The organism is Devosia sp. LjRoot16, from assembly GCF_964252795.1.
Lineage (GTDB): Bacteria > Pseudomonadota > Alphaproteobacteria > Rhizobiales > Devosiaceae > Devosia_A.
Genome location: NZ_CAXUPH020000006.1, coordinates 464,014 through 481,418 on the forward strand (window position 1 = coordinate 464,014; position 17,405 = coordinate 481,418).

Below are 17,405 nucleotides of genomic sequence, written 5' to 3' on the forward strand. Positions count from 1 at the left end.
GCCGCGGTGATGCGTCCGGGCCTTCGCCCATATGCGGCGCCGATCGGCGAACTTGCCGCCGGCAGCGCCCCTAACTCGGTGTCATCCCTGCGAAAGCAGGGACCCAACTCACAGCCCGCGCAGGTGGGATGGATGGGGGACGAGGGCAAAAGCCCCTCGCCGCGAGGTCCCCGCTTTCGCCGGGAGACATCGCGTTTAGGCGCGTGCGGTGGCGAACGCACCTGCGAGAGCCGCATCAGCCCCTACCGCATCAGGTGGCCGCCGTCGGCGATGATGGTCTGGCCCGAGAGGATGCGGGCATCGTCGGAACAGAGGAACAGCGCGAGGCTCGCAATGTCCTCGGCCTTTACCAGGTGCTTGACGGCCTGCCGCCCGATGGTTTCGGCCACATAGGCGGGATCGGTCGCCGTTCGTTCGACCACCGTCCGCCCCGGTGCGATGCACATGACGCGGATCCCTGCCTCGCCGAGGTCGCGGGCGAGGCACTGGGTGAAGCCCCCGATCGCCGCCTTCGCCGTGCCATAGGCGATGAGGCCCGCGGCGCCCTGCATCCACGAAGTCGAGCCGAGGTTGATGATGACGCCGCCGCCGGCGCCCTCCATGTCCGGCGTCACCGCCTGGGCCGCAAAGGCGAGATGCCGCAGGTTCGTCGCCATGCGGTCGTCCCAATAGTCCGGGGTGATGGTGCGGAAGTCGTGCCGGGTATCGCTGCCGGCATTGTTGACGAGGATGCGGATCGGCCCGAGCTCGGCTCGTATCGCCGCAATGGCGCTACGCAGCGCCTCGATATCGGTCACATCGGCAACCCGGGTCGCGACCGTGCCGTCGATCATCCCGGCCGTGCGTTCGAGCCCGGCCGCGTCGCGGTCGATCAGCCCCATAAGGGCGCCCTGCCCCGCAAAGGCCAGCGCCATGGCGCGGCCGATACCGGCGCCGGCGCCGGTGATCAGCACCGGACGGCCGGCAAGACTGGGGTAGCGGTTGGAGAGACTCATCGGCCGAACGTCCCGCTCGGCTGCCCACGCACGCCCGCGGCGATGGCGAAGATGCCGCCCGACAGCGGCGCCTCCACCAGCATGCGCTCGGCGAGGCGGATGCGGCCCGAGGTGATGTAGAGCGTCTCGAGCCTGTCGCCGCCGAAGCAGCAGCTCGAAGGACGCGGCACCGGTACGCCGACGACCCGGTCCAGCCGGCCGTCCGGGGCATAGCGGCGCACCGCCCAGCCGTCCCACACCGCCACCCAGATATAGCCCTCGGCATCGACTGTGAGGCCGTCGGGCTTGCCTTCGACCGGCGGGATCTGGATCACGCTGCGGCGGTTCGACAGGGTGCCGGCCTCGATGTCGAAGTCATAGGCAAAGACACAGCCCTCAGCCGAGTCGACGAAATACATCAGCCGGTCATCCGGGCTCCAGCCCATGCCGTTCGAGACGGTAAAGCCGGTGTCGTGCCGCCGCCACTTGCCATCCGCCTCGATCGAATAGAGCGAGCCGGCCGGCCGCGACGCATCGAGGGCCATCGAGCCGGCCCAGAACCGCCCGCGACGGTCGCATTTGGCGTCGTTGAAGCGGTTGGTCTCGATATCGGCTTCCGGGTCCACCACCGGCGTCAGCTCGCCCGTGGCAATGTCGAGCAGTTCAAGGCCGTTCTGCGTCATCACCGCATAGCCGCCGGCGGCGCGCGGGGCGATGGCGGTGACCATGCGCGACACCTTGGTGGTGCTATCCTCTCCGCTTGCCGGATCGAACACATGCACCGCCGGCGCGAGGATATCGAGCCAGACGAGGCGGCTGTCCACCGCGCTCCACATCGGCCCCTCGCCCAGATGCGCCGCCACCGGCAGCACGCACTCGGCATTGGCCGTAACCGCGGTACGCGGCCGGTCCGGGGCATTGATGCTCATGGCTGTGGCTCCGACATTGCCCGAAATGCGCCGGGCCGCCTCCATCAGGTCGCGGCCGATGGTGTGCAATCGCTCGACCGAAATGCGCTCACGCGGACCGGAGACGCCGATCGCCGCGATCGGTTCATGCCGATGGTCGAGCACCGGCGCCGCCACCGACACCACGCCCGCGACATGCTCCTCGATCGACAGCGCATAGCCCCGGGCGCGGGTGAGGCCGAGATCGGCCAGGAGCCCCGGCTCGTCCGGCGGAATCTTCGTCGGATCGCCGGAATTGCGCAGTTCGGCGATCAGTTCATGCTGGCGATGCGGCGCGAGGAAGGCCAGCAGCGCCTTGCCGCCCGAGGTGCAGTGCAACGGGGCGCGACGCCCCACCTCGATGCGGAAGCCGAACGCATCCGCCCCCAGCCGGCGGTCGATGTAGAGGATCGCGCCACTCTCGATCTCGCACAGCGACACCGTCTCGTGGGTGAGGTCGGCGAGCCGATCGAGCTCGGGGGCGGCGGCGCCCCGGAGGTCGAACTCGTCCCACACCTTGTGCGCCAGTTCGAACAGCCGCGGCCCCAGCCGATAGGTCTGGTCCGCCTCGTTGAAGCGGATCAGCCGGAACTCCATCAGCGCTTCGAGGATGCGGTGCAGCGTGCCCTTGGGAAAGCCGGTGAGCTTGAGCAACTGGGTGAAGCGCTGTGGCCGCTCGACCTCGCCGAGCAGGTCGAGCACATAGAGCCCCTTGCCCAGGGCCGAGGTGCCCATGGGCATTTCATGCCCGCCTAGTTGCTTTGCGTCGATCGGCATTGCGGCTCCGGCTTAGCTGATTGCCTGTTCTGTAGCCGGGTCGAACAGGTGGACGGAAGCCTGCGGCTTGAGGCCCAGCCGGATTGTCCCCCCGGAAAGCGGTGTGCCGACATCATAGAGCCGGGCGATCAGCGTGCCGTTGCCGAGCGGCTGGTGCTCGTGCTCGCCCGCCACCGCCGTCGCGACCTGCTGTCCGGGCAGCTTGAAATGCACATAGGCCTCGGTGCCGAGGCTCTCGACCAGCGTCGGAGTGATCTCCAGCGCCGGCGCGTCGCCGCGCGCCAGGTCGAGCGATTCCGGGCGGATGCCGCAGATCACGGTCTTGCCGAGATAGGATGCCGCCGCCTCGACCACCGGCAGCCTGAGGCCACCGGCATCGACGAACAGGCCCCGATCATCGCGCTGCACGACGCCGCGAAGAAAATTCATCGCCGGCGAACCGATGAAGCCGGCGACGAACATGTTGGCCGGGTGATTGAACAGCGCGTCGGGCGAGCCGATCTGCTGCACCACGCCCTTGCGCATGATGACGATGCGGTCGGCCATGGTCATGGCCTCGGTCTGGTCGTGCGTGACATAGATGGTGGTGACGCCGATGCGCCGCTGCAGTGCGGTGATTTCGGCCCGCATCTGTACGCGCAAGGCTGCGTCGAGGTTGGACAGCGGCTCATCCATCAGGAACACCCGCGGCTCGCGCACGATCGCCCGGCCCAGCGCCACGCGTTGCCGCTGCCCGCCCGACAGGGCCTTGGGGCGACGCTCCAGGAGGTCGCTGATTTCGAGCGCCTGCGCTGCCCGCTCGACGCGCTGGTTGATCTGCTTTTTGTCGGTGCCGCGCATCATCAGGCCGAAGCCGATATTCTGCCGCACCGTCAGATGCGGGTAGAGCGCGTAGTTCTGAAACACCATGGCGATGTCGCGCTTGGCCGGCGCCAGCTCGGTCACGTCCTCGCCGCCGATAATGATGCTGCCGGTGCTGGCCGCCTCGAGCCCGGCGAGGATCTTCAGCGCCGTCGATTTGCCGCAGCCCGAGGGGCCGACAAAGACGATGAACTCGCCGTCCTTGACGTCCAGCGACATGTCGTGGAGCGCCTGGAAGGTGCCGTAGCGCTTGTTGAGGTTCTGGATCTGGATATCGGCCATCGGACTATTTCCCAGCGCCTGCGGTCATACCGCCGACGAGAAAGCGTTGCAGGAAGAGGTAGGCGATCATGATCGGCAGCGCGGCCAGCAGCGAGGCCGCCATCACCAGGTTCCAGTCGGTCTGGTACTCGCCCTTGAAGGTGGCGATGCCCAGGTTAACCGTCCAGCTGTCGGCATTGTTGGCGAGGAACGTGCGGGCGAACAGATAATCCGCCCAGCTCAGCACGAACCCATAGAGCGAGGTGGCGGCCAGCCCCGGCGCCGCCACCGGCAGGATCACCCGGAACAGCGCGCCCCAGGGCGTACAGCCATCGACCTGCGCCGCCTGCTCGAGCTCGTTGGGAATGGAGTCGAAATAGCCCTTCAGCATCCAGGTGGCGAACGGCACGATCGCCGTGGCGTGGGCGAAGATCAGCGACCAGAGCGAGCCCATCAGCCCCAGCGAGCGCATGATGCCGAACAAGGGGATGATCAGCATGGTGGCCGGCAGCATCTTGCTCATCAGGATGAACAGGCCGACATTCTCGCTGCTCTTGGTCTGGTAGCGCGACAGGCTGTAGCCGGCCAGCACCGCGGCCACCATCGAGATGCCGGTGGCGGTGACGGCGACGATGGCCGAGTTGGCCATCCAGCGCAGGATGTCGGTCTCGATGAACAGCCGGATATAGGTCTGCCACTGCGGGTCGGGCGGCAGGAAATGCGGCGGGTAGGCGCGGAGCGACCCGGGCGGCTGCAGCGAGGTGACCACCATCCAGTAGACCGGGAACAGCACCACGGCACAGGCGACGATCACCGTCGCGTAGAGCAGGATGGATTGCCAGAGCTTGCGTTTCATCGAGCGCCCCTCCTCAGAACACGGCGTGGCTGGTCTTTTTGACCAGGAAGGCGCTGATCAGTGCGCAGATGACCAGCGTCACCACGCCGAGCGCCGAGGCGTAGCCCATGCGGAAGAACGAGAAGGCCTCCTCATAGGTCATGATGGCGAGGGTCTCGGTGGCGCCCACCGGACCACCGCCGGTCAACACGTTGATGATCGAGAAGTCGCGGAACACCCAGAGTACGGTCAGCACCAGCGACACGCCGAGCACCGGCATCAGGCAGGGCAGCGTGATCCAGATGAAGCGCTTCCACACATTGGCGCCGTCGACGCGGGCCGCCTGGTAGTATTCCTCGGGGATCGACTGCAGGCCCGCGAGGATCATGATGGAAATGAACGGAAAGCCCTTCCACACCATCACCATGGTGACCGCCGAGAAGGCCGGCAGCGGCTGGTTGAGCCAGGAGATCGGCAGGCCGATCACCCCGAGCTTGAGCAGCATCCAGTTGAGCACGCCGAACGAGGCATCGAGGATCCACAGCCAGGTGATCACCGCCACCACTTCGGGAATGGCCCAGGGCAGCGCGATCAGCATGCGGGCGACGCCGCGGCCGCGGAACTGCTGGTTGACCAGCAAGGCCGCGCCAAGCCCCACCAGCATCGAGATGCTGGTCACCACCACCAGCAATTTGGCGCTGACGCCGATGGCGTTCCAGAAATCGCTCGAGGTGAACAGTTTGACGTAGTTCTTGAGCGTGTAGTCGCTGGCGCCGAAGCTGAGGGTGGCGAATTTCACGTCATGAAAGCTGATCTCGATGGCGAGCAGCATCGGGTAAACGAGGATGCCGAGGATCAGCAGCACCGCCGGCAGCAGCAGCAGGTAGCCGAGCTTTCTGGCGTGGCGCGGGCTCGCGAGGTCGATGCCGAACAAGCCGGAACTGCGGCGCACCGGCGCCGTCACCGGGCGCGGCTGGGTCAGGTCGGTCATATCAGCCTCTCCTCCTCAAGATGACTCGAAGCGGGCCGCGCACCTGCCAGTGCGCGGCCCGCTTGTCGCTACTGCAGCGCTTCGGCTTCGGCCTGCACGGTCGCGGCGACGGCTTCGGTCGGCAGCTTCTCGATAATCATGCGCTGGAACTGCTCGGCCGCCAGCTTGGTGAACTCGTTGTTCTGCGCTTCGAGCCCCTTGGGCATGCGGTCGACACCGGCGGCCGAGGCGGCGTTGGTGGCGTCGATCAACAGCTGCATGTGCGGCACCTTCTCGAACGAGGCCGGGCCGACGGCGCCCGGACGCGGCGCCGGCGAGGCGCCGAGCTCGGAATAGAGCTCCTGGAACTTCTGGCTGGTGGCGAGCTGGATGAACTCCCAGGCCAGTTCCTTCTTTTCCTGCGGCGTCTCGGCCGCCAGGGTCAGCACGTTGGACGCCCCACCAAGCGGCGGCTGCATCGGCGAAGCCGCGTATTTCAGGTGCGGCTGGATCGCCGGATCGGCCTTCTGCAGGAAGGCGTTGATCCAGGGGCCATTGAGGCGCATGGCGACCTTGCCTTCGATGAACAGCTGATCGAGCTCGGCCCCACCCGGAGGCACCAGCCCCTCATCCACCAGGGTGCGCCAGCGGTTGATCCCCTCGATGGTCTCGGGGGTGTTGATGGTGACCTTGCCTTCATTATTGGTCCAGCGGCCGCCGGCCGACAGCACGTAGATCAGCATGTCGTTGGTCCAGCCGGAATTGGCCGAGACCATGTGCACGCCGGTGCCGTAGACATCCTTGATGCCGTCGCCATCGCGATCGATGGTGGTGGCGCGGGCCGCCGCGAGGAACTCTTCCCAGGTCTTGGGCGGCTCGGTGATGCCGGCCTCGGCGAGGATCTGCTCGTTATAGGCCATGATGTACCCGAAATAGAGCATCATGATGCACTGGGTCTTGCCGTCCCATTCGCAGACGCTCTGGCCGGCCCAGCCGTTGAGATCCATGCCCGATTTCTCGATCCACGGACCGAGGTCCTCGAGCCAGCCATTCTCGGCGAAGGTGACATATTCGAACGAGGTGAGATGCACGATGTCGGGTGCCGAGCCGGCGGCGAACTGGGTGATCATCGCGTCCGAATAGCCGTCGCGCGGCATCAGCGTGAAGTCGATCTTGACGTCCGGATGGGTCGTCTCGAACTCGTCGATGACGGCCTGCCACCAGTCGCCATAGCCCTTCTCGCCCTTCTGCCAGGACACGAAGTTCAACCGCGTTTCCGCGGCGGCGAGCCCCGGTAGCGCGACGATGCCGGCCAAGAGCAGCGCGCCAAGTGTTTTCGAAAGCTTCATCGTCAATATCCTCCCGAATGTGACGTGTTATTTGACCATGGTGGCCAGCGCCCGGGCCGACGGCTCGGCGCCATGGCCGGGCTTGTCGGGCACCAGGTATTTGCCTTCCCGCACCTCGAGCGCCGTCTCGACATAGGGCGCGTTGCGCGCCATCACCGAGTGCTGGAATTCGTGCCCCCTGAGGTTCTGCAGCGTCGCGCTGACCTGCAGGCTGGCGGCGAGAAAGATGCCCGTGCCGATGGTGGCATGCGGGATGATCTGGCGATGATGCGCCTGCGCCAGGAGGCCCATGCGGTGGAACGCCGTGATCCCGGTGTGCCCCATCTCCGGCTGCACGATGGCCAGCGGCCCGGCTTCAAGGCGGGCGCGGAGATCAAAGACGTTGCGCCATTCCTCGCCCGCCGCGATCGGCACCGGCGAATGCTCGGCCGCCCGGCCGATGCCCTCGATATCCTCGGGCTTGCACACCGCCTCGAGGAACCAGGGATCGTAAGGCAGGCACTTATGCGCCAATGCCACCGTCTCGACGTCGGTCAAGGTCCAGTGGAGGTCCGCGGCGATCATCGGCTTGGGGCCGAGCGCTTCGCGCAGCACCCGGAACTCCTCGACCACGCCGCTCTCGGCATGCGGCGAGGCGAACTTGAACTGGGTGAAGCCGCGCTCGAGCCAGCTGACGGCGAACTTCGCCCGGTCGGCCAGCGTCTCGCCCGGCAGGCCCGACACATAGGCCGGCACCTCGCTGCGGCGCGCCCCGCCCAGCAGCTTGGCGATCGGCGCGTTGCGGAGCTTGCCGCAGATATCCCAGAGCGCGATATCCACCGCCGCCAGCGCATCATGGGTATAGCCGCTGTGCTGGCCGCGGACGCGCTGCAGGTCGTAGAGGTCTTCGTAGATCACCGCGACATCGAAGGGGTCGCGACCGATGAGGAAGGTCGACAAGAGGTCATCGATGATGGCCCGCACCGCCCCCGGGGCGACGATGCCATAGGTCTCGCCCCAGCCCACCGTGCCATCGACCGTCTCGATGCGGCAGAGCACCGTGCGGTCCTTGGTCGGGTACACCGTCCGGTTTTCGGCCCGGACGAAATAGCCGGCCTCGTTGGCGGATTCGCCGTTCTTGGGGCCGCCCAGATAGGGCTCGTCCTGCCGGTCGATCTGGATGGTGAAACTCTCGACCGATTTGATGCGGCTCGTCATCATGCATCTCCCAGGGCAGGCAGTTTCGGCGCGGCGCCGACCGGCAGCAGGTCGGCGATCTCGGCGATCATCATGTCGATCTCGGCGAAGCCGTGGGCATCGAACTTGGGCAGCGGGGCCCGCACGCCGGAGCTGGTGAAGATGCCGCGACGCATCAGCACTTCCTTGGTCAGCGACATCCGGTAGATCATCTGCACCAGCAGCAGCGGCAGCGAGCGGATGTAGAGCTCACGCGCCCCACCGAGATCGCCGCGGCGATAGGCCCGGAACAGCGCGGCATGGAGATCGGTGATCTCGGCTGCCGGCATCAGCGCCACTGCGCCCCGCTCGAGCTCGTCATAGACATAGCGTGCACCACCCCCGCCCATGACGCCGTCGAGCCGCTCGCCGACCGCTTCGAGCAAGGCGGTGATGCGGGGGCCCGACGGGAGCGTCTCTTCCTTGACGTAGCGGATGGCCGGCACGGCGCGAACCACCTCGGCGATGGCGGCGACCGGCAGGCCGCTGCCCACCGGCGCCGGTGCGTTCTGGAGGATGATGTCGATGCCGGCCTCGGCCGCGACAGTGCCGAAAAAGGCAACGAGGCGAGCGGGATCAGCTCCGACCGATGCCGGGGCCATGACCATGGCGGCTGTCGCGCCCGCCGCCTTGCCGATGCGGCAGAAGGCGATGACTTCGGCGGGAGTTGCGGCGCTGGCCCCGACGATGAGCGGCCGACGGCCGCCGAGCGTACGGCCGACGATCCGCACCAGCGTCTCGCGCTCGGCGGCGCTCAGGTGGTCGAACTCGCTGGCGACGCCCGGAAACACCACGCCATCCGCACCCGCCTCGAGGGCGAACTCGGTCACCCGCGCCATGCCGGCCTCATCGATCTGCCCCGACGCGTCGAACGGCGTCGGCAGGACCGGCAGCACTCCCTCAAGCATCCTCAACTCCCTGAGTTCCATATATTGGAACTACTTTCTTTAATATGGAACTGATGCCACGGGCCGTGCTAGCGGTCAAGGGCGCGTGACGAAGTTGCTGAGCGCGCCGACCAGCAGAACGGGGATCCGATGCAGATTTATGTGGAGTGGACATCAGCGAGTTTCGCCGCCGACCTGATCGACGCGGCCGGGGCGGTGGTGGCCGAGATCCGTCAGCCGCTCGGGGTCAACCAGGTAAAGGACGGAGCGTTCGAGGCCCGTTTCCGCGAGCTGATCCCGGCCGACTGGCGTCGTCGCGCCACGCACGCCTATCTCTCGGGAATGATCACCGGACGGGGCGGCTGGCTCGAGACCAGCTTCGCGCCGGCGCCCGCAGGGTTGGCGGAAATCGCCGCACAGGGAAAACACCTCATGCTCGACGGCCTGCCACTGCTGTTTCTCAGCGGCGTCAGTGTCGACGACCCGCTGCCCGATGTGATGCGCGGCGAGGAGCTCAAGGCCATCGCCGCAGCCGGAGCGCACCCCGCCGCCACCGTCATCCTGCCGGGCGCCCACACCAAATATGTCGCCGTCGAAGCCGGCCGCATCACGCGCCTCGCCACCTATATGGGCGGCGAGACCGCCGCGCTGCTGCGCCGCGACTCGCTGATCAGCCGTTTGATCCCCGAGGGGGCGGCGATCACCGATGCCGGCTTCGAGCTGGGCCTTGCGACGGCATGGAGCAGCGAGATTGCCGGCGGCCTGCTGCGGCGGCTGTTTTCCGCCCGCAGCCTGGTGCTGTTCGAGCGCCTGCCGCGCGAGGATATTGCTGGCTACATTGCCGGCCTCGTCACCGGCGCCGAAATCCTCGAAGCCGAGGCGGAGTGGTCGCTGGGCTCGGTGCCCGTTCTGGTCGCCGGCAGCAGCCCCGATGCCGTCCGCTACGCAACGGCCCTCGGCCGGCGCGGCATCGCCGCCGCAGCGGCGCGGATCGACATCGGCGGCCTTATCGCCGCCCTTCCCGCACCAGCGCTCCTCCCGGGGTGAAGCGCAGCCGGTAGCTGCGGCTGGCGCCCGGCGGTAGCCGTGAAACCCCTGGCAGGGTGGCGAACTGCCGGGGCGCGGTAATGGCGATCGGCATGTCGCTCCACGGCTCGAGACAGAGGAACGGCGCCGCACCTCGGCTCCACAGCGCGAACTGTGCGAAGCCGTCGAAAGCGAGCGTCATATGCGTCGCCTCGGTGCCGAACCGCACCGAACGGCTGGCGATATCTTTGAGGCCATGGGCGGTCGAAAAGTCGATGTCGGATGGCACGGCGACGCGTCCGTCAAAGCGGTAGCGAGGGACCGGCGCGGCGCCGAGCGGCTGCGTCTCTTCGGCCTCCACCGCGTCGAACTGTAGCCGGTGCGCCTCGCGCCGCCCTGCCCCCGGCAGCGGCCAGTTGAAGCCCGGGTGGGCCCCCAGCATGTAAGGCAGCTCGGCCTCGGCATCCGGGTTGTGCACCCGCATCACCTGCGTCAGTCCCTCGGCGTCGAGCGCGAAATCGACGCTCAGCTCGAAGGCGTAGGGGAACGCCGCCAGGGTCTCCGGCGACGATCGCAACCGCAACCGGCAGGCGTCCCGCGCCGCCTCCAGCACGTCAAATCCCCTGCTCGGCGCAAAACCATGCGGCGGCAGCTCCATCAGGGTATCACCGAGCAGCACCAGGCCGCGCGGATAATGCGACACCACCGGGAACAGCACCGGCGCGCTGCGCCGCCACGCCTCCGATTGCGCCTGCCAGATGAACTCCCCGACCTGGTGATGCCTGAGGGATGTGAGCTCCGCCCCAACAGCAGAGATGCCGGCGGTCAGCTCACCAGCCTCGAGCTCGATCGATCCCACCGAAGGTTACCCCGCCTGATTCCTGGTTTCTCGCGCCCGCAATTGAAGGCGTAACGGCTGACAAGCCAAGTGGCAGATTGCGATGAACCCCGGGGGCCCTGTTCTCACCAGGACCGCCGCTCCCAGAGCGCAAGCGCGTCGGCGCCGGCCGGAAAGCGCAACTGCCCGGTGGTATCGTGCACGGCGCGCCACACCCCTTCCGCGACATCGCTTTCGCTGGTGGTCACTTCAGGGCGGGCGCTGAACACTGCCGTGGCGTGGGCCGCGTAGGCCGGCGGAACCTGCGCAGCGAAGTCGAAGGCCGAGTTCTGCGCGAAGCGCGTGCTGACCCCGAGACCGGGCTCCACCAGCTTCACCCGCAGGCCGAACGGCGCGAGTTCGGGCACCAGGGCCTGCGAAAACCCCTCGATCGCCATCTTGCTCGCGGTGTAGGGCGCCGAGAACGGGAAGGCGCCGAGCGTTGCCGAGGAGGTGACGTTGACCACCGTACCGCTGCCGCGCTCGCGCATGCCCGGCAGCACTGCCTGGGTCATCGCCATCACCCCAAAAGTGTTGGTCTCGAAGATGCGGCGGATATCGCTGAGCGGCGCGATCTCGAAGGCGCCGCCGAGGCCCACCCCGGCATTGTTGACCAGGACGTCGATCGGCCCGGCCGCGGCGATGCAGGCGCCAATGCTGGCGGCATCGGTGACTTCGAGCGGCAGCAGCCGCATCCGCTCGGTGTCCGGCAGGATGCCCGGCTGGGGCCTCCGCATCGTGGCGATGACGTTCCAGCCCAGCTCGTGAAAGTGGCGGGCGGTCTCGCGGCCATAGCCCGAAGAGGCGCCGGTGATGAGAATGGTGTTCATGAAACTCTCCTTCAGTTGCTGGAGTTGAGAATGCGGCCGAGCCAGGCGCTGCGCGTCTCACGGGCGATGCGCGACAGCTGCGCCGTGGGGAACAGCGCGTCGAAACCGTGAAAGCCGCCGGGCCAGACATGCAGCTCGGCTTCGCCGCCGGCCGCCCAGATCCGGCTCGCAAAGGCTGTGTCTTCGTCGCGGAACAGTTCGGCCGAGCCGGTATCGATGAAGCTCGGCGGCAGGCTGCCGAGATCGGCCGCCAGCGCCGGCGACACATAGGCCGGCACTTCGGTGGCGGCGCCGAGCAGCGCCTGCCAGCCGAAGGTATTGGCGGCGCGCGTCCAGGTGGCGGGCCCCTCGGCAAATTGCCGGCTCGAGACGCTGTCATTGCGATGGTCGAGCATCGGGCAGATCAGCACCTGCGCGGCAATCGCCGGGCCGCCCCGGTCGCGCGCCAGCAGCGTCATGCCGGCGGTCAGGCCGCCACCGGCGCTGGCCCCGGCAACGATCAGCCGCGCGGGGTCGATGCCGAGCTCAGTGGCGTGCGCGGCAACCCAGACGAGGCCGGCGTAGCAATCCTCGACCGGGGTCGCGCCCTTGGCCTCCGGCGCCAGCCGATAGTCCAGCGTCACCACCACGGCGCCGAAGCGCTCGAGCCAATCAAGCGGAATATCGAGATTGGCGAAGCGGTCGCCCATCACCATGCCGCCGCCATGCAGCCAGTAGATGCAGGGCGCCGCCGCCTCGAGCCCGGCCGGGCGGAACATCGACAGCGGCAGTTCGGCGCCATCGGCAGCGGTGACAGTCAGCTCGCGCCGTTCGATCGAGCGGCCCTCGATGAAGGCTTCGGCCGGCAGCTTGTATTGGCACAGCAGCGGCAGGCTCTCGGCATCGAGCGCCGGCGCCGCCGGCAACTCTGCCAATAGCCGGGCCAGTTCGGGGTCCAGTGCAGGGCGGGACGTGGTCATGGGAGGGTTCCTTTGGGCAAGGCGATGCCACGACGCCGATGGGCGTGTGCGGGCGTCGCGGTGAATAGGGGAGCTAGAGGACGGCTTTGCCGCCCAGCGGCACTTCGTCGGTGTAGGCGCTGTCGGCGACCAGCGGACCGAACTCGGCGGTATAGGCCTTCGCTACGTCGCTGGCGAAGAAGCGGCCATGCGCCTCGGCACTACTCCAGCCTTCGGTGACGAACACCAGGTCCGGGTTGCTGGCCGAGCGGCCGATCAGGAAGACGAGGCAGTCGTCATGCTCGAGCGAGGGAGCCCGTTCGAGCAGTGCGACGAGTTCGTCGCCCTTCCCCGGCTGGGCGGTCATTGCGGCGTGGAAACCGTGCTTGCTGGTCATTTCGAGTGTCCTTTCGTTGCCGGCACGCCCAGTGCTCGGCGGCAACGACACCAAACCATTTCCAGCCCCCGCAGCGGTATCACAGGGCTCCCGACGACTTGCACGATCCTACCATCATCGAGAGAATCGTTTGAACGCAGCCTTCTCCGCTGTTACTCAAGCTCCATGCAGATCGATGAACTCAACACCCTGATCGCCCGCCACGCCCGGCCCGATGCCTCGACGCCGGTCGAGGGCGTGCTGCTCGCCGAGCACAACGCCTCGATCGAGGAACACTCGACCACCGGCACGGTACTGGCGCTGATCGCCCAGGGCGAAAAGCGCCTGGCGCTGGGCGACCGGCTCTATCGCTACGGCGCCGGCCAATATCTTGTTGCTTCGGTTGACCTGCCGATCAGCGGCCAGTTCGTCGGCGCCAGCCCCGAGCACCCGGCCCGCGGCTTCGGCATGGTGCTGCATCCGCCCAGCATCGCCGAACTGCTGCTCGAGGCCGGCTCGGAGAGCCTCGGCCGGCCCAGCGGCGTGCCCTCCGCCCTGATTGTCTCCGACGCCCCCACCGAGCTGCTCGATGCGGTATTGCGGCTGCTGCGGCTGTTCGACCGGCCGCGCGATCTCGCCGTGCTGGCGCCATCAATCAAGCGCGAAATCCTCTGGTGGCTGATCGTCGGCGAACAGGGGGCGACGGTACGCCAGCTCGGTCTCGCCGACAGCCATCTCAGTCACATCGCCCGCGCCGTGCGCTGGATCCGCGAGCACCATGCCAGCGCCTTCCGGGTCGAGGACGTGGCGGAAATCTGCGGCATGAGCCCCTCGGCCTTCTATCGCAATTTCCAGGCGGTGACGGCGATGAGCCCGATCCAGTTCCAAAAGCAGATCCGGCTGCAGCAGGCGCGGCTGCAACTCGCCGCCACCCCCGACGACGTCGCCGGCATCGGCTTCCGCGTCGGCTATGACAGCCCCTCGCAGTTCAGCCGCGAATACCGCCGCCAGTTCGGCGCCCCACCCAGCCAGGACGCCCAGCGCCTGCGCGGCGAGGCGCGGGGTATGGCGTCGCTGGTGTAGGATGCGCGGACACGCGAATGTCTCAGTCGGCGTCCCTCTCCCGTTTACGGGGAGGGGGGACCAGCCGAAAGGCTGGTGGGAGGGGGGTGCCGCAGACACCGAGCCAAGCCCCAGCCGCCCACCGTTCGAGCGTGGGGCACCCCCCTCCCACCACGCTTTCGCGTGGTCCCCCCTCCCCCGCAGGCGGGAGAGGGACGCCGACTGCGCCGTTCAAGCCCCCCTACACCGGCATCTCCGCCTCCCCGGCGCGGCTGGCTGCCGTTTCGATCTGGATGGTCGAGTGCTCTATCCCGAACTGCTCATGCAGCAGCTCGCGGGCCGCGACCAGCAGCGCCTGCTGGTCGGCGCCGTCGCCGATCACGAGGTGCCCGCTCATCGCATCGACGCCCGATGTGATGGTCCACACATGCAGGTCGTGCACATCGGTGACATCGGGCAGCGCCCGCAAGGCGCGCTCTAGCCCGCCGAGATCGAAGCCGGCCGGCGTGCCTTCGAGCAGGATATTCACCGCGTGCTTCAGCAGCGCCCAGGTGCGCGGCACGATGAACAGCCCGATCGCCGCGCCGATGAGCGGATCGGCCAGGGTCCAGCCGGTGAACATGATGAGCAGCGCCGAAACGATGACGCCGATCGAGCCCAGCATATCGGCCAGCACCTCGAAATAGGCGCCCTTGAGGTTGAGGCTTTCCTTCGAGCCGGCAGCCAGCAGCCGCATGCTGACGAGGTTCACCACGAGCCCGATCACCGCAACGATCAGCATCGGCGTCGACAGCACCTCGGGCGGCGCCAACAGGCGCTCATAGGCCTCGTAGAGGATGTAAATGGCGAGGACGAGCAGCACCACCGCATTGGCGAGCGCCGCCAGCACTTCGGTGCGCAGGTACCCATAGGTCTTCGATGCGTTCGGCGGCCGCGCCGCGAACCAGATCGCGAGCAGCGCCAGCGCCATGCCGCCCACATCGGTGAGCATATGCGCGGCGTCGGCGAGGAGCGCCAGGCTCCCCGAAATCAGCGCCCCGACGACTTCGGCGACGAGGTAGGCGGTCGTCAGCCCCAGCGCGATGACGAGGTTACGGCGATGCCGCGCCCCGGCCGAACCGCTCGCCGGGCGCGTGGCCCCATGGCTGTGTCCAGCTCCCATTCAGCCCCTCCCCGCGACGGCAAGACGTTCGGCGCAACCCATGGCCATGATCGATCTCCGGTAACACCCGGCCGACGCTACAACCTCTAGCCACTATAGCTGCAAGGGCTTCTGCAAACGGCGGGAAATCCGGTTGCGCGGCCTGAGCGGCAATGTCACCCATGGGGCGAGGACTGGCCTTGGGAGGGCGGCACCATGTTCGGCAGAGTTTTGCGGCTTGGCCTCGCGATCGACTGGCTGCGGGTGCTGCCGATCCTCGCCGCGACCGTGCTGGCGGCCGCCCTGCCGGTCGGCGTGCCGCTGCTGCTCGGCCGCATCATCGATGGCGCGCTGCGCGGCGCGGGGCTCATGGAGCTGCTGCCCTTGCTGGGGCTCGTCGCCGGGCTGGCGATCGCCGCCGCACTGGCCGAAGTGCTGGCCAATACCCTGGGGGCGCGCCTCGGCTATGGCCTCTCCTGGCAGCTGGCGCGGCGGCTCTATGGCGAAGTGCTGCGCATGCCGATGCTGAGCTATGCCACCATCAACCCCGGCGTGCTGAACAGCCGCCTCACCAACGACATGCGCATGGTCGATCCGCTGTTCACCGTCGTGCCGCTGGCGACCGTGCATGGCTGGGTCGGGCTCGCTGCGGTCGCGATCGCGCTGGCCCTCATCAACCCCTGGTTCCTTGCCGCCTTCGCGCTGGTGCCGCTCGCCCTGTTCGCGGTGCGCTTCGCCGAAGGGCAGATCAACGCCACCATCAAGGATTCCTACGAAATCAACGCCGCTGTCGCCGCGCAGATCGAGAGCACCACCAGCGGCGATGCGGTGAGCCTCGTCCGGCAGGCGCGCGCCACCGGCGCCGAGGAACAGCGCTTCGCCACGCTGGCCGATAAATCCGTGGCGCTGGCGGCGCGCATGGACAATTGGCGCGCCGTGATCAACGTCGCCTATCGGCTGTGCTTCGATTTGATCACGGTGCTGTTTATCGGCATCGGCGTGCTGCTCGCCTCGGCCGGGCAGATCTCGATCGGCAATGTCGTCTCGGCCCTGTTCTTCGTCGGCCTGGTGCGCCAGCCGCTGGGCGAAGTGGTGGGCCAGCGCTATCCGCTGATCCGCGCCGGCATGGGGCTCGATCGCGTCGAGGCGGTGCTGCAGTCGGACAATACCGGCCTGCCCACGGTAGCGGCGGCCGCCCGAGCGCCTGACGCGGCGCCCTCCCCCGAGATCCTGGCGTTCGAAGCCGTCGGCTACACCTATCCCGGCCGCGACGCCCTCGCGGTCAGGACGCTGTCCGATGTCGCCAACGCCAGCGCCGGGATGACCGGGTTTCTCGCCGGGGTGTCGCTCACCCGGCTGGACCAGGCGGACCCGGGCGCGGCGGACCAGCCGGCCCGGATCCTCGCCGACATCTCCTTCTCGGTGCGGCGCGGCGAAACCCTGGCGATCGCCGGGCCTTCCGGCTCGGGCAAATCGACCATCATCAGCCTCGCCTGCGGCTCGCTCCGGCCATCGAGCGGTGCGGTCCGGATCGAGGGGCGCGATGCCGTCGCGCTAAGTGAAGAGGATATCTGGCGCTCAGTCTCGCTGGTCAGCCAGGATGTCTACCTGCGCGATGCGACGCTGCGCGACAACCTGCGCTACGGCCTCGAGGATGCGACCGACGAGCGGCTCACCGACGCGCTGCACCAGGCCGGGCTCGGCCAGCTGCTGCGGCAGCTGCCCGAGGGGCTCGGCACCATGGTCGGGCAACGCGGCAAGCGTTTTTCCGGCGGCGAACGGCAGCGCATCGCCATTGCCCGCGCCGTGCTGCGCGATCGCCCGCTGCTCATCCTCGACGAGGCCACCTCGCATCTCGATGCCGAACGCGAGGAAGGCATCCTCGACGCCATCGCGGCGATTGCCGCCAACCGGGCGGTGCTGGTGGTGGCGCACCGGACCTCGGCGATCGAGCGCGCCGATCGCGTGGTGATGATCGAGCATGGCGGCGTGGTCGAACGCGGCACCCATGCCGAACTCATCGCCGCCGGCGGCCGCTACGCCGCCATGCACCGGGCCGGCGCGACGGGGTGAGGACCG

At 67.9% G+C, this 17,405-nt stretch carries 16 protein-coding genes; 3 read left to right on the forward strand and 13 right to left on the reverse strand.

Annotated features, from left to right (window positions below):
- Positions 1-242 precede the first annotated feature (242 nt).
- The 8 genes from ACSQ23_RS26395 to ACSQ23_RS26430 form a co-directional block, all read right to left on the reverse strand.
- Positions 243-995: an SDR family NAD(P)-dependent oxidoreductase gene (locus ACSQ23_RS26395; protein ID WP_436092430.1), complete on the reverse strand. Its 753-nt coding sequence runs from the start codon at positions 993-995 to the stop codon at positions 243-245.
- Positions 992-2,698, reverse strand: a complete 1,707-nt coding sequence (locus tag ACSQ23_RS26400) for an SMP-30/gluconolactonase/LRE family protein (protein ID WP_055884296.1) — start codon at positions 2,696-2,698, stop codon at positions 992-994. Before ACSQ23_RS26400 ends, ACSQ23_RS26395 begins: the two co-directional genes overlap by 4 nt.
- A 12-nt stretch (positions 2,699-2,710) precedes the next feature.
- The gene (locus ACSQ23_RS26405; RefSeq protein WP_436092431.1) at positions 2,711-3,841 is read right to left on the reverse strand and encodes an ABC transporter ATP-binding protein; all 1,131 of its coding nucleotides are present in this window, start codon (positions 3,839-3,841) and stop codon (positions 2,711-2,713) included.
- Between the two features lie 4 nt (positions 3,842-3,845).
- Positions 3,846-4,676, reverse strand: a complete 831-nt coding sequence (locus tag ACSQ23_RS26410) for a carbohydrate ABC transporter permease (protein WP_055884301.1) — start codon at positions 4,674-4,676, stop codon at positions 3,846-3,848.
- 13 nt (positions 4,677-4,689) lie between these two features.
- A complete protein-coding gene (locus tag ACSQ23_RS26415; RefSeq protein WP_436092458.1) occupies positions 4,690-5,619 on the reverse strand; it encodes a carbohydrate ABC transporter permease in 930 nt (309 codons plus the stop codon).
- Positions 5,620-5,714: 95 nt separating this feature from the next.
- Entirely contained in the window at positions 5,715-6,974 is a 1,260-nt protein-coding gene (locus tag ACSQ23_RS26420) for an ABC transporter substrate-binding protein (protein ID WP_436092432.1), read from the reverse strand.
- Positions 6,975-7,001: 27 nt separating this feature from the next.
- Positions 7,002-8,171, reverse strand: coding sequence for a mandelate racemase/muconate lactonizing enzyme family protein (locus ACSQ23_RS26425; protein WP_436092433.1), 1,170 nt, complete (start codon positions 8,169-8,171; stop codon positions 7,002-7,004).
- The gene (locus tag ACSQ23_RS26430; protein WP_436092434.1) at positions 8,171-9,097 is read right to left on the reverse strand and encodes a dihydrodipicolinate synthase family protein; all 927 of its coding nucleotides are present in this window, start codon (positions 9,095-9,097) and stop codon (positions 8,171-8,173) included. Before ACSQ23_RS26430 ends, ACSQ23_RS26425 begins: the two co-directional genes overlap by 1 nt.
- 129 nt (positions 9,098-9,226) lie before the next feature.
- Here ACSQ23_RS26430 and ACSQ23_RS26435 point away from each other — a divergent pair, with 129 nt between their 5' ends.
- On the forward strand, positions 9,227-10,123 hold the full coding sequence (locus ACSQ23_RS26435) for a 2-dehydro-3-deoxygalactonokinase (RefSeq protein WP_436092435.1): 897 nt from the start codon (positions 9,227-9,229) through the stop codon (positions 10,121-10,123).
- On the opposite strand, the gene ACSQ23_RS26440 is transcribed toward ACSQ23_RS26435, so the two are convergent.
- From ACSQ23_RS26440 to ACSQ23_RS26455, 4 genes are all read right to left on the reverse strand, one after another.
- Positions 10,083-10,961 carry a hypothetical protein gene (locus ACSQ23_RS26440; RefSeq protein WP_436092436.1) on the reverse strand — a complete coding sequence of 293 codons (879 nt, stop codon included), beginning with the start codon at positions 10,959-10,961 and terminating at the stop codon, positions 10,083-10,085. The two genes, ACSQ23_RS26435 and ACSQ23_RS26440, sit on opposite strands and share 41 nt — an antisense overlap.
- Positions 10,962-11,065: 104 nt before the next feature.
- A complete protein-coding gene (locus tag ACSQ23_RS26445; RefSeq protein WP_436092437.1) occupies positions 11,066-11,809 on the reverse strand; it encodes an SDR family oxidoreductase in 744 nt (247 codons plus the stop codon).
- Positions 11,810-11,820: 11 nt separating this feature from the next.
- Entirely contained in the window at positions 11,821-12,768 is a 948-nt protein-coding gene (locus tag ACSQ23_RS26450; protein ID WP_436092438.1) for an alpha/beta hydrolase, read from the reverse strand.
- A gap of 73 nt (positions 12,769-12,841) precedes the next feature.
- On the reverse strand, positions 12,842-13,144 hold the full coding sequence (locus ACSQ23_RS26455; RefSeq protein WP_436092439.1) for a putative quinol monooxygenase: 303 nt from the start codon (positions 13,142-13,144) through the stop codon (positions 12,842-12,844).
- 165 nt (positions 13,145-13,309) lie between these two features.
- Here ACSQ23_RS26455 and ACSQ23_RS26460 point away from each other — a divergent pair, with 165 nt between their 5' ends.
- The gene (locus tag ACSQ23_RS26460; protein WP_436092440.1) at positions 13,310-14,206 is read left to right on the forward strand and encodes an AraC family transcriptional regulator; all 897 of its coding nucleotides are present in this window, start codon (positions 13,310-13,312) and stop codon (positions 14,204-14,206) included.
- Between the two features lie 220 nt (positions 14,207-14,426).
- Here ACSQ23_RS26460 and ACSQ23_RS26465 read toward each other — a convergent pair whose 3' ends face one another.
- Positions 14,427-15,347, reverse strand: a complete 921-nt coding sequence (locus ACSQ23_RS26465) for a cation diffusion facilitator family transporter (protein ID WP_436092441.1) — start codon at positions 15,345-15,347, stop codon at positions 14,427-14,429.
- 195 nt (positions 15,348-15,542) lie between these two features.
- On the opposite strand from ACSQ23_RS26465, the gene ACSQ23_RS26470 reads away from it, so the two are divergent.
- Positions 15,543-17,399, forward strand: a complete 1,857-nt coding sequence (locus tag ACSQ23_RS26470) for an ABC transporter ATP-binding protein (protein WP_436092442.1) — start codon at positions 15,543-15,545, stop codon at positions 17,397-17,399.
- Positions 17,400-17,405 lie beyond the last annotated feature (6 nt).